Here is a 13339-nt window from a genome sequence, read left to right as displayed (position 1 = left end):
AACTGGAGTGAGCCATGTTTAAACAAGGGATGTCTTTAAGGTTACAGCTATATTTACTCATAGGCTGTTTGTCTATATTTAGTTTTAGCACAGCGATATATCACAATGTGTCGAATATGCGCAGTTATTTAAATGAGCAACTGAGTTCCCATGCGCAAGGGGCTGCACACAGCTTAGGGTTGTCTATGTCACCTTATATGGAGGAAGAAGGCTTGGTGATGGCTCAAACTATGACCAACGCCATTTTTGATTCGGGTTATTATCAACATATTTCTTTTACTGATATTGACGGGGTAAAACAGTTTGAGCGGGTCAACCCTGAAAGTAACTTCGCTGTACCTGATTGGTTTATTAGCGGGTTTACCCTGCATCCTCCAGTGATGACCAGTGAAGTCAGTGATGGTTGGCGCATTGCTGGCATACTAGAAGTACAGTCACATGCGGGAACATCGTATTATGCACTATGGGATCATGCGGTTAGCACATTTAACGTGACACTAGTGCAACTGTTAGTTGCATTATTGTTGGTATATTTTATTTTAAAAGCAGTGTTAACCCCCTTGAGCAGTATTGTTCAACAAGCTGAGTCGGTTATTCAAAAACGTTTTAGCTTAAATACTGTACGCCCTTTTACCTCTGAATTACGTACTGTTGTTAATGCAATTAACCGCATGGTTGAAAACATTCAACGATCATTTAACGAGCAAACTCAATTAGCTGAAACCTTGTCTAAACAAGTGTATATCGACCCACACACAGGCTTACCTAATCGCCGAGCATTATTGACAAAGTTTGAGTCTATTCAGGCTGAGTATGAACGGCATGGGGATCGTTTTTATTTAGGTTTGGTGTCGATGACATCATTACAAGTCATTAATGACAAAGAAGGCTACGGCTGTGGCGATGAATACATTTTACAAGGTGCTACTGTACTAAGTAAGCAAATTGAACAAATGCATGAATCGCAGTTGTATCGTATCTCTGGATCTGAATTTGCCTTTATATCATTGTTAACTGAAGAATCGGTGAAGGTAATCGACACCCAATTTGCTAACTCATTAACTATTGAGAATGGAGAATATTTTAAAAATGGCTTTGCTAAGCACGCTCTCACCCGAGTTAATCACCATGAGTCGTTTACGGATGCAGTTAAGCGATTAGATAATCAATTGGTGCATAATCAGTATTCAGAAGCAGTAAACGGGTTAGTAGACCCTGAGTCGATATATAAAAATCACTCCCGAGAAGAATGGGTGTCTATTTTAACGCGGTTCACTGAATACTTTAAAAACGAAATTAGTCACTGTGATCCAAAAGACTTTTCCATTAAATGTATTCCGTTTGATAAGATTTTTGACTTAATGCTACAACCTGTGGTGGATAATAAACAGACGATATTGTATGTTGAATCGTTTGTTCGCTTCAAAATAAAAGGTGAAACCCTATCGACGTTAGATGTCTTTGCGATGGCAGAACGGCTGGGGGTGATACAAGAGCTTGAGCAAGCTGTCATTTGTTTCATTTTTTACAAATTACAACATATAGAGCATACCCAAGTGGCGATCAATATTAGTAAGCGTGCAATGCATAACCCAGTATTTACCGACTGGTTATTTGATTTATACCAGAAATTGCATAAAACCCTTCCACCACTTTTGTATGAATTTAATGAATCTGCAGCAATGCTTTCTTTAGCCTCAACAGAATTGTTTATTCGCCGAGCAAAACAATCAAATATTGATATTGTTATCGAACGGTTTGGCTCAAATTTAAGTTCATTTTGTTACATCCGTAACTTAGACATTGATTTTGTTAAGATTGATGCTAGCTACGTTCACGATATTGCCGAAGCTGACACACGTTTTTTTGTACAAACCTTGACCCAAATTTGTCATGGTATTGGCATAAAAATCATTGCACCACAGGTTGAATCAGCCACTATAGGTGCTTATTTTACCCTGATGAACATCGATGGCCTACAAGGCAATGGATTGTATGCTGTACAAAATTTGAGTACAATCATTCCTGCTAATACACCCCAGAGTTGGACGTGCACTTTGCATCTAAACGACTTTAGCAATTCACTAGACAACGAGGCAGAATAATGAATAAGAATAAATTACCCATTTTATTAATGTCAGCATTATTGACGACAGGTATATCTGCAGGTGCAATCGCTAAAGACACCTTGTCTGCAAGTGCAATAGCTGATGAGACGTTGATGGCAGGTGAAAAGGCTGAAGAGACTTTAACTGCTAGCAATCAAAATGCACCCATATCAGCGCAAGCACAGCAATTAGCGACTGCAATTCAAGCCGCTAACGGCGATGTAGAACTCATCAAAAAAGCATTAAAAGCGGCTGTAGCAGCGGGCATGAATCCAGATGAGATTTTAGCCATTGCACTTGCCAACGGTGTTGACCCTGCCATTGTGTCTGAAGCAGTTGAAGATACTCAAACTGCAGGTGGTGGTGGATTTGGTGCTGCACCTGCGCCAGCGGGTCCAGGCTTTGGTGGTGGTTCAGGCGGCGGTGCTGGAACAATCTCTAGTAACTAATATTTAGTCTTCTTACCGTTAAATGAACAATAAAAACTCGTGACTGTAAGCTCAAAAAAACAGTGCTAAACGCACTGTTTTTTTATGTCTATAATTCGTCATCCACAAGAGCTGAAGTCCCAGCTCAAAAACGTTACCAGGACGGATCCCGCTGTTATAGCAGCGCAGCGATCTAGCAGGACGAAGTCCGCCCTAGTCTCTAGGCTTTAATCGCTTGCGATCGTTCTTCAAAGATCTTCAGCTATGACTGCCCGTCTTCACTCTAACGCTTGTTCAATATCTGCAATCAGGTCTTGAACATTCTCTAGGCCAACTGAGATGCGCAGTAAGTTGTCGGTGATGCCTGCGGCGAGTCTGGCTTCTGGGCTGTAAGGTGAGTGGGTCATTGAAGCGGGATGTTGAATAAGTGATTCGGCATCACCAAGACTTACAGCGATAGTGAACAGCTTGAGACGATTAACGAAGTTCATCGCATCTTGCTTATCCCCTTTTAGCTCAAATGCAATGACCCCACCAGCACGCTTCATTTGATTGCCGATGAAACGATGGCCTTGGTGGTGTTCTAAACCTGGGTAAAACACTTGGCTAAATTTTGGATGTTTATCTAAATATTCAGCTAACACTTCGGCATTGTCGCAGTGGCGTGCTAAGCGGACATCTAAGGTTTTTAAGCCGCGTAAAATAAGCCAAGCATCATGTGGGGATATAACCCCACCAAAATCTTTCAATATTTCATATTTTAATCTGTGCATGTGCTCTGCATTGCCGCACACAATACCTGCAATCACGTCGCCGTGGCCATTAAGATACTTGGTGGCACTGTGGATCACCATATCGATACCCATTGCCAGCGGTTGCTGCAATAAGGGCGTCATAAAGGTGTTATCGACGATTGAAACTAGCTTATGAGCCTTAGCGACTTTTGCTATGGCTGCTATGTCGAATACTTGTAGATGTGGATTGACTGGGGTTTCGCAAAATATCACTTTGGTATTGGGCTTAATAGCAGCTTCGATTGCAGCAATATCGGTAAAATCGACCAATGTGGTGGTAACGCCTAAACGGGTTAATTGGGTGGTCATTAACGCAAAAGTGCAACCATATACCGCTTTTGATGCCACTAAGTGATCGCCTGCATGTAAATGGGTTAACAATGCACTGGATACGGCTGCCATGCCAGATGCCGTGGCGGCAGCATCTTCAGCGCCTTCGAGTAGCGCCATTTTACGCTCTAACTCTGCAGTGGTCGGGTTTCCTAAACGAGTATAAATATAGCCAGGCTCTTCTCCGGCAAAACGCGCTCCGCCCTGTTCTACGTTATCAAATACAAAGGTGGCGGTTTGATATAGTGGTGTGGTGAGTGAGCCAAAGGCTTCACGCTGATGGCCGCCATGAATGGCTAAGGTCGCTAAATTCCATGTGATGTGCTTGTTATCTTGCATTGCTTCTCCCTGCACCACTTTGTTATGAGTTGTTACCCTCTGTGGGGTGATTTTATGGTGGTCGGGATTTAAGATACAGCGGAATAAAATTTAACCAAGTGATTGTTAAAAAATAACTAAAGTAATTGATGTAAAAACAATGTTACAAACAATTGTTTACATCATTTTTTTAGAGACAGTAGTGAAGACAAATTTTGTGTTATCTACTCGTGTGACTAAGTTAAGTCATTAACTTAGGTCGTTAATATTAGCCATTAGCAAAGACAGTTAATAAAAGCGGTTAAAGTCTATTGCTAACTTAAGTCGCTACCTTAAGTCGCTATCTTAAACCCTAATCGTTAACGGCTAACTTGAATAACTAATGCAAACCGCTAGCTTAAACAGCTAATCAGCACAATTAGCGTGAAAGCGATAACTTCAGCTTTTGCATACCTTGTTCGATACTCATAAGCGGTTGATAGCCTAAGTCTTGTTGAGCTGCGCTAATATCAAAGTAATGACTGGTCGATAATTGCCTTGCTACAAAGCGAGTCATGATGGGTTCTTGCTGTATATTGAGCCAGCCGTAAAGTGTTTCAAGTACCACGCCTGCGGCATAAGCAACACCTGCGGGTACTCGCTTAGTCACTGGCGGTAAGTCTGCACAGGCTAAGATTTTATTGAGCATAGCGGCCATCGTTATAGGCTTATCATTACTTAAAAAATAGGCTTTACCTGCGCACTTAGCCGCGGCCACTAAATCCACTGCAGCCAAAATATGGGCGTAGGCAGCATTGTCGATATATATGGTATCGACCAGTTTATCTTGATATCCCACCAGCTTTAGGCGCCCTGCTTTGGCACGCTCTACCACTCTAGGGACAAGGTGTGGGTCGTTTGGCCCCCAAATTAAATGCGGCCTTAAGGCTGTGGTTCGAAGCGAAGCAGTATTAGCTGCAAGGATATTTTTTTCGGCAATGGCTTTAGACTCACCATAATAATTAAGGTATTGACTGGCGTAAGGGGCTGATTCGTTAATGCCATTTTCATCTGCACCGGCAAACGTCACACTTGGGGTGCTGGTATAAATAAGGTTATGAATATCAAGCGCTTTACAAGCGTTAACAATATTAGTCGCGCCATCAACATTGGGAGAATAAAAACTTTGTTTGCTGCCCCACACGCCGGCTTTTGATGCGACATGGAACACCAGATCACATCCAGTCATAGCCTGCTTGACGCTGTCATAGTCACTAATGTCGCCTTGACGCATATCGACGCCCAGTTCGACAAGCTTGGGATAATGACTTCTGGCAAAGCCAACGACCTCAATACCGGCTGCCAATAAACGCTGACAAATAGCACAACCTAAAAAGCCACCTGCGCCGGTAACAAATACTTTACTAACCGATAGCGCTAATTGCTTCAGTGCGGTTTGCTCTAGGGGGTGTAAATCTGTCAGCGTCATTATTATTGCCTTATAATTACCTTAGTCTCACTTAAGAACGACTTTATTCTTGCCATTGCTTTTGGGCCCATACAGCGAGTTTTTCTCTGAAAATTTTAGCATTATGGCGCACATCGACCGGGAAATCGGGATGAATTAAAAAGCGCCCGATACCTTGAGTATGTGGGTGCTGTTCAGCTAATTGGGTTAACTCTTGAAATAGCGCTTTAGAGGTTGAGCAAACAATACCTTTATGTAATTCGATACACATAACCGGCACTATATCACCGCCCACATCCACGCCAACAATGGCAGAACGTTTAACTTGCAGATGGGTATTAAATACTCGCTCGCACGGCAGTGTATAAAAGCGTTTTAGCCGTTGCTTACCGCGAGTGGCATCAACAATATGACCTTTACGACCGCACATCCACAGTAAGCCATTATCATCAAGATACCCCACATCACCCATGCGATGTTTAACGTGATCACCGTGGTGAATTTTAACGAGTTGGGTGGCTTGCTCACGCTGATAATAAGCCTGGCTGACCATAGGACCGCTCACCACAATTTCGCCAATCTCATTAGCGCCAAGCTTATTCACATCAGCCCATTGTGGTTTTGCCACGTCAGTAACGGCAATAATATCCACACTCACCGACGATATCGGCTTACCAACACAAATACCTTTACCTTGATCGGTTAAGTCACTGGTAGCAAACAACGCATGGCTGCCAATCATACTAATAGGCAGTGATTCAGTCGCACCGTAAGAATTGAGCACTTCAACTTGTGAATTGAGCATCTGACTAAAACATTTAATTGAGCTGATGGTCGCCGGCGCGCCAGCTGATATAACTCGCTTAACGCTAGTGAGTTTATGTTGGGTTTGTTCGCCTGCTTGGCCTAAACGTTCCAACAAGGCGGGATTAACAAACATATTAGTGCATTGATATTGCTCGATAGCAGCAAACAAATTAGCCGGATTGGCGCTGATGGGTTTACTGGCATCCATGTCGGGTACAATTGATGCCATGCCAAGTGCCGGGCCAAACAAGGAAAACAGCGGGAATGTGGCTAAGTCACGTTCGCCTGGAATAATACCATAATCGTGTTTTAGCGCACTAATTTGCGCTTCAAACATCCCATGGCTGTATACCACGCCTTTTGGGGTACCTGTGCTACCACTGGTAAATAAAATGGCTGCCATATCATCATGGTGAAGCAATGCCATATCAAGAGGTTGAGCCACATTACGGCCAAATTCAATAATCGTTTCAAGGCTCGTGGCATTGGCTAACCAACGCTGTAAACCTGAGCCGCCCACATTAATAACGTGTTTGACACTGCCTTTACCCCAACCAAGAATGCGCCTTGCGATGTGGGCCTTAGGTATACCGATAAAGGCGTCAGGTTGTGATTCTTCGAAACATTGCTTAAGGTTTTTTACGCCCATACCTGGGTCGACTAAAATCGGAATAATACCGGCTTTAAATAAACCAAAGGTTAATGAGAAAAATTCGATACTTGGCGTCACCATCAACACGGCTTTCATGCCACGCGTAATGCCGTACTGAATTAGCCCTTTAGCAATCATATCAGATTGCTGATGCAAGCTAGCAAAATCGATTTCTTGGTAATCAAATTGGCCTTGCTTTGCCTGCTGAACGGCCACGGCAAGAGAATCTGGAGTATGCTGAGCAGCATATTGTAAGTGCTGGCAAATATTGGCGTTAGCGTGCTTGTCTTTGAAGTTCGTCATGATTAACCATTATTGGCTCAGGTTGAAATGAACAAAAAGGCTCAAAAGAGCCTTTTATTTACTTTTATTAAACCTAGCACATTAGCTTAATTTGTCGCGATGAAATCTTTAATTAAGCCAATCACTTCGTCGCTGGCATCTTCAAGAATGTAATGACCACAATCGGCAAACTCGTGCACTGTGGCATGAGGCATTCGCAGTCGCCATTCCTCTAAAAAATACTTATCAAATACAAAATCTTGTAAACCAAAGCAAATAAGCGTTGGCACGTTAGCAAACTGGCTTAAGCTATCGCCAATGCTAGTGATTAAGTCGTAATTACGATCGCCAGGCTTAAGTGGAATATCTTGCACGAAGCGCAATGTCGAAATACGGTTTTTCCAAGAATTAAATGGCGCAACATAGGCTTCGCGGACATCTTTAGCCATCGGCTTACGTTTAACGCCAACATACGACGCCGCAGATGAAAATGCATTCAAACCGCGCACTAACAAGGTGCCAAGTAAAGTGTCGCGGCAAACCCATAATGCCCAAGGAAACGGTTTGGTTTTAGGTAAATGAAACGCTGCAGTGTTTAAACACACAATGCGCTTGATGCGCTCAGGGTGGCGCGCCGCAAAGCCCATACCAATCATGCCGCCCCAGTCGTGAACCACTAGCGTAATATTTTGTTTTACATCAAGGCTGTCGAGCAAGGCTTCTAAATCATCAATACGGTTAACTAAGGTGTAATCGTATAGTGGATCATCCGGTTTATCTGATAAGCCACAACCAATATGGTCTGGCACAATACATTGGTGCTGACCGCTCAGTGCGCTGACTAAATTACGGTAGTAGTAACTCCAACTAGGATTACCGTGCACCATCACCACGGGCTCGCCTTGGCCTTCGTTTATGTAGTGCAATTTATTGCCGTTACGATCTAAAAAGTGACTTTTAAATGGCAGCAAGTTGTCTAGCATGATGCATCCTGTTAATGATTTTTATAATGAAATTCAAAAAACTTAGCGCAGCCAATGGCTTACCACTTAATTCCTAGCATCATGCAGTTTAAACCACTGCCAATCCCTAAAAAGCTGACTTGGTCGCCAACACGTAAAAAACCTTCATCATGTGCAATGGCAGCCGTAACAGGCAATGATACCGAGCCCATGTTGCCCAATGTTTGATAGGTGGGATATTCTTTTATGTGGGGGATATTTAATGCATTTAGCACTTGCCGACGGTTAGAGGCACCCACTTGGTGACAAATGACTTTATCGACCCGTTCGACGACCCAATCTCGTTGTTCTAAAAAATGCTCCCAAGTGTGCTTGGCAAGCTCTACTCCTTCTTTGAGTAAAGTCACGGCATCGGTACGCATAAACTCGCGATACAATAAGTGCCCAGCTTCTTGTAAGCCCCATTGACACAATTGGTGATGTTCTGGTGCAGACAAATGACTTGCACCCAACAGCTGATGTTGACGAGTGGTTTTAAGCGGCAAAGTCCCATCGGTTAAAATCACCGCTACAGCGCCTGAACCACCGGTTAATGTGGCCAATGACTGAGCAAAATTTTGCATGGTCGGCTCGGCTAGCATGTGGTCAATGGTTGCATCCACAATGTCTCGAGCCGATTCGCACGACACAACCATACCCGCTTTGATTTGACCAAGCTCGATTCGGTTGGCTATATCTAAAATACCCGACAACACCCCTAAACAGGCATTACTGATGTCATAAATTGCCGTGTCTTTTGACACGCCAAGTTCAGCAGCAATACGGCAAGCGGTCGCAGGTTCGTGTTGATCGCGGCACACCCCCGTGTAAACCACGGCACCTAAGTCGCTGACATCAATACCGGTTTCATTTAAGGCTTTTTGCGCAGCGGCAATGGCACCGTCAGATAAACGATGACCTTTTGGCCACCAGCGACGCTCGGTAATCCCGGTTAATGCGGCAAGTTGCCCCATAGGAATACGAAACTTTTGATATAGCGGTGCCAAACGAGATTCTAAATCGCTACTCGACACTACTTGCGGTGCTAGCTCATAAGCCAGACTATTGATAAAGACGCGTGAATATTTCATTAAACCGTATAATTCGCTTCGCTCTAGCAAGCCAAAAAGGCACTAGAATAGTTGATATTCGTTATTAACCCGCCATTTGAACAAGAATGGCTTAATTATTCAATCAAAAACAGCAAGCCAATGCGGTAATTTGGATGATTTTTTATGGTTAAACTCTATTGTTTAATTAACCAGTTTGTTAATTCTTACAGTTTTAATAAAAATAAACCAGTGTAAACAATGGCTTAATTTGTAAATCTGTGACCAAGACTACTATTCGATTATTTTAATTGCTTGGATCAAGGCATTTCGTGGCGTAACACTGTTTGCACAAAATTCAGTCAGCGCAACTTGATATCCCTGCTCTTGTAAAAAACAGACACGATCGAGCAATAGCCAATGCTCTATCGTGCGGCGAAATAAATGTGCCACTAAAGCGATCCGCTTGGTGAGACGTTGTCGCTCAATCCCAAGGTGAAAATAATGGCTCAAATTAATAGCATTAGGTAGTAATAATTTCTTTTGATTTGCAGCCCATTGGCAAAAGTCGCTAAAACTGCCGCTAAGCTGACTTTGTTTAATGGTCGGCACCGGCAAATAAGCATCTATGCCCCGAATATCACGCTGCAGGCTGTCAAAACCCAAACGCCATGCCACTTCTTGATGGCGCGATACTTGTTGCTTGGTGCTGGCAATCACACTTTGCTGTGACGGTAGTTGTAAATTATGACGCGACAAGCGTAACTCACTGACCTTTGCTAAGGCCGATAGCGGTTGATAATGTGAATGCTCAATTAAATGATAACAACAGGGTGAAATAGAAATCACCCGCGTACCTGCCGATGCTGCTAGTTTGAGTAAACGAATGTGTAAATCACCACAAGCGTGCAATGCAATGGCATGTTGATCAATTAACAATAGCGGTTTACTCGGGTCGATTGGCGCAAAAGCATCGGCACAAATAAAGGTTTGTGGTAATTGCCATTGTTTGGCAATAAATTGGCCTTGTCTGCATAAACTCGCTTGCCACTCAAGACTTGTCACCTCAATGTGTTGCTGCTTAGCCACCAAGCGGCCTAAGTGTCCTTTACCTGCGCACCACTCTAAGATAGGTAACCTAGGTAACTTAGAGTGATGCTGTGGATCAACTTGATTCGCAAACATGATGATTTGTTGCCACTTTCGGCCTTTAATATGGGCACTGAAATGGGCTAAATCATTATTCTGGCCTTTGCTATGTGGCTGTTCACCGCTAGGCAAAGATTGAGAGTTTATTGGGTCAATAGCACTTGTAGGCGAAGTGATGACTAACAAGCTTAATTGACTAATTAATTCATCAACCTGTGGAAGTTTGCTCTGTTTAATGTCGCTAATCAAGCTTGGCAATAACATTTCGACAAGCTGTTGCTGATCCATATCAAGGATATCTATTTCAGTATCATCAAGCTGCCACACCTTTTGAGCTAAATGTGGATATTCCTGCTGCCAAGGTAAGTGGTTACACTCAAATGCAACGAGCTGCCACAAGGGTTTTAGGGCATTCAAAAGTGAGTCGACTTCGTTAAAGGTGTGTTGATAATCGATTGCTGACATATCGTTGCTTATTATTAACCTTCGCTCATTGAAATGATAGGATGCGGGTCTTTAGATACTCGTATTGGAATTGTAAACTATGCACTCACCTTGTGTCGCCCGCTGCGGCTTAAATGATGACAATTATTGTATGGGCTGTTTTCGCCACGTCGATGAGATTGTGATTTGGTCACAAGCAAGTGATGCGCAGAAAAAGCAGATTGGGGATAGCCTAGCCGCCAGAAAACAACAGTTTTTGGGTGACAGCAACAAGCAAACTTTATCACGGGCTAAATGGTTGGAAGCTGAAAAGCGCTTAAATGAAAACGTTGAGATAAAGCACGGTGACTAGCGGTGACAGGCGATTACGAGCGATACAAGCCTAGATGCTAGGATGGACTGCGTCCAGCTAGTGCGCTTCGCTTCTATAACAGCGTTAAAGCGACCAGCTGATCCCTGCTCAGAAGTATTACCACAACGGAACCAGCCTCTAGCCTTCTGTCTTTTGAATTTGATTGTATAGCATCTCGCCGCGAAGTGTCCTAGCGTCTAGGCGGTTGCAAGTGATGGCGAGCGGTGACAGGCGATTACGAGCGATACAAGCCTAGATGCTAGGATGGACTGCGTCCAGCTAGTGCGCTTCGCTTCTATAACAGCGGTAAAGCCTCAAGCAGATTTCTGCTCAAAAGTATTACCATGATAGAACAAAACCCCTAAGCTTCTATCTTTTGAATTTGATTGTATAGCATCTCGCAGCGAAGCGTCCTAGCATCTAGGCGGTTGCAAGTAATAGCGAGCGGTAACAGGCGATTACGAGCGATTACGAGCGATAACAAGCCTAGAGTCTAGGATGGACTGCGTCCAGCTAGTGCGCTTCGCTTCTATAACAGCGTTAAAGCGACCAGCTGATCCCTGCTCAGAAGTATTACCACGGCGGAATCAGCCTCTAGCCTTCTGTCTTTCGAATTTATAGTATCTCGCAGCAAAGCGTCCTAGCTTTTGACTTTGCCTGTATAGCATCTCGCCGCAAAGCGGACTAGCTTCTAGGCTGTTTCTCGCCCGTTATCGATTTTCATCAATCTATCCAGCTTTTGACTTTGCCTGTATAGCATCTCGCCGCGTAGCGAACTCGCTCCTAGGCTGTTTATCGCCCGTTATCGATTTTCATCAATCTAGCCAGCTTTTGACTTTGCTTGTATAGCCTCTCGCAGCGCAGCGTCCTAGCTCCTAGGCGGTTTCTCGCTTGTCATCGCTTGTTACCGCTTGTTACCGCTTGTCATCGTTCTTACCGCTTCTACCGTCTCAGCTCTACTTCTTCATCATTGCTTTTAAATCTGCAAATGGATTGAACGTAGCAGCGTCTTGTTTGGATTCTTTAGTACTGCCGTAACGGATCAGCTCTTCAAAACGCGAATGTTCATTGTCGTGACAATACAGGCACAATAACTCCCAGTTCGTCCCATCTGATGGATTATTATCGTGGTTGTGATCGCGATGATGAACCGTTAACTCAGATAAATTTTTATGGGTGAATTCGCGAGTGCAGCGACCGCATACCCAAGGGTATAACTTAAGCGCTTGTTCTCGATACCCTTTCTCACGAGAGGCTTTATAATCCCTAGCTTCAGCTAATACTTTATCTAATTTACTTTCGTTGGCCGACATTGATTTATCACTCATATAAAGAATTACCTCAAGGATAATCACTGTTATCGCTTTGGGCAATTGTTTGGTCGATCTTATTTTACGATTATTCTGCTAATGGTACAGATTAACAATAGCAACGCTTAAACCTAGCTGCCAGTTCGCTCTCGCACCGAGTCTTTCATCGCTTTTTTTCCGTAGGCGCAGCATTCGCTGTTATCGACTGTTGTCAGCTTTTATCGCAACTACCGGCGGTTACCCGCTTTACCTAGTTCTTGGCAACATTACTGTTGGTTATGCCGGCGGTTAAATTAAAGCGCATGGCATCTTCGAAGGACCAATCAACGATAATTAAGTCTTGGCGTTTAACTAAACTGGTCACGCCTGCCACTTGGTAACTTAATTGAAATAATACTGGCACCCAATCACCTTCAGGTAACGCATCAGCAAGTGGCTGTGGTACCGATTCGCTCATGATAAACCCGACGACAAAGCCGCCGTTAGCTTGTTTGACTAATACAGTTTTTTGAGTTTTCGGCTGACCGTCACGATTCATCAAACTCGCGATGTCGCGAATACTACCGTAGACAGATTTAAACAGTGGAAACTTCATCAGTTGGCTTTCAATCCAACCATACACCCACGCAATGGGGCTAACTGAAAATAGCAGTCCGGCAATAAACACTAAACTTGCGACCAAACAAAAACCGGCACCAACAAAAACAGATTCTACCCCCACAATATTGAGCAATAATTTACCTAAGCCATCGAGTGAGATGAACAATGACCAAAATAGCCAAATGGACAGCACCATAGGCAATAAATTAGTTAAACCACGAGCAAGGGTGTTTTTCATAAAAAGATTCTTCAACAATAGAGCAAATTA

At 43.6% G+C, this 13339-nt stretch carries 11 protein-coding genes; 3 read left to right on the top strand and 8 right to left on the bottom strand.

All coding sequences use genetic code 11. The annotated features are described in order from the left end of the window. Window positions 1-14: 14 nt before the first annotated feature. Entirely contained in the window at window positions 15-2105 is a 2091-nt protein-coding gene (locus AAEZ00_RS13810; RefSeq protein WP_351088795.1) for a bifunctional diguanylate cyclase/phosphodiesterase, read from the top strand. Next, the gene (locus AAEZ00_RS13805; protein WP_164839501.1) at window positions 2105-2557 is read left to right on the top strand and encodes a hypothetical protein; all 453 of its coding nucleotides are present in this window, start codon (window positions 2105-2107) and stop codon (window positions 2555-2557) included. The genes AAEZ00_RS13810 and AAEZ00_RS13805 overlap by 1 nt, the downstream gene beginning before the upstream one ends. Window positions 2558-2814: 257 nt before the next feature. Here the strand turns inward: AAEZ00_RS13805 and megL are convergent, their stop codons facing one another. The 6 genes from megL to AAEZ00_RS13775 form a co-directional block, all read right to left on the bottom strand. Further along, window positions 2815-3999 carry a methionine gamma-lyase gene (gene megL / locus AAEZ00_RS13800; protein ID WP_124011831.1) on the bottom strand — a complete coding sequence of 395 codons (1185 nt, stop codon included), beginning with the start codon at window positions 3997-3999 and terminating at the stop codon, window positions 2815-2817. A 397-nt stretch (window positions 4000-4396) separates the two neighbouring features. After that, window positions 4397-5446, bottom strand: a complete 1050-nt coding sequence (oleD, locus tag AAEZ00_RS13795) for a 2-alkyl-3-oxoalkanoate reductase (RefSeq protein ID WP_124011832.1) — start codon at window positions 5444-5446, stop codon at window positions 4397-4399. A 43-nt stretch (window positions 5447-5489) separates the two neighbouring features. Beyond that, window positions 5490-7187 carry an olefin beta-lactone synthetase gene (oleC, locus tag AAEZ00_RS13790; RefSeq protein WP_124011833.1) on the bottom strand — a complete coding sequence of 566 codons (1698 nt, stop codon included), beginning with the start codon at window positions 7185-7187 and terminating at the stop codon, window positions 5490-5492. An 86-nt stretch (window positions 7188-7273) separates the two neighbouring features. After that, window positions 7274-8149 carry an alpha/beta fold hydrolase gene (locus AAEZ00_RS13785; protein WP_101032204.1) on the bottom strand — a complete coding sequence of 292 codons (876 nt, stop codon included), beginning with the start codon at window positions 8147-8149 and terminating at the stop codon, window positions 7274-7276. A gap of 59 nt (window positions 8150-8208) precedes the next feature. Then, entirely contained in the window at window positions 8209-9258 is a 1050-nt protein-coding gene (locus AAEZ00_RS13780; RefSeq protein WP_101032205.1) for a 3-oxoacyl-ACP synthase III, read from the bottom strand. A 252-nt stretch (window positions 9259-9510) separates the two neighbouring features. Further along, entirely contained in the window at window positions 9511-10830 is a 1320-nt protein-coding gene (locus AAEZ00_RS13775; protein WP_351088793.1) for a methyltransferase, read from the bottom strand. A 79-nt stretch (window positions 10831-10909) separates the two neighbouring features. On the opposite strand from AAEZ00_RS13775, the gene AAEZ00_RS13770 reads away from it, so the two are divergent. Then, entirely contained in the window at window positions 10910-11161 is a 252-nt protein-coding gene (locus AAEZ00_RS13770) for a DUF1289 domain-containing protein (RefSeq protein ID WP_124011835.1), read from the top strand. 956 nt (window positions 11162-12117) lie between these two features. Here the strand turns inward: AAEZ00_RS13770 and AAEZ00_RS13765 are convergent. Beyond that, window positions 12118-12474 carry a YajD family HNH nuclease gene (locus AAEZ00_RS13765; protein ID WP_101034699.1) on the bottom strand — a complete coding sequence of 119 codons (357 nt, stop codon included), beginning with the start codon at window positions 12472-12474 and terminating at the stop codon, window positions 12118-12120. A gap of 247 nt (window positions 12475-12721) precedes the next feature. Next, a complete protein-coding gene (locus tag AAEZ00_RS13760; RefSeq protein WP_124011836.1) occupies window positions 12722-13309 on the bottom strand; it encodes a DUF502 domain-containing protein in 588 nt (195 codons plus the stop codon). Window positions 13310-13339: the final 30 nt, after the last annotated feature.

It is taken from the genome of Shewanella sp. S1-49-MNA-CIBAN-0167 (assembly GCF_040310145.1).
GTDB lineage: Bacteria > Pseudomonadota > Gammaproteobacteria > Enterobacterales > Shewanellaceae > Shewanella > Shewanella psychromarinicola.
Note: the sequence above shows the minus strand (reverse complement) of the source record. Positions and strands in the feature narration are given on the sequence as shown.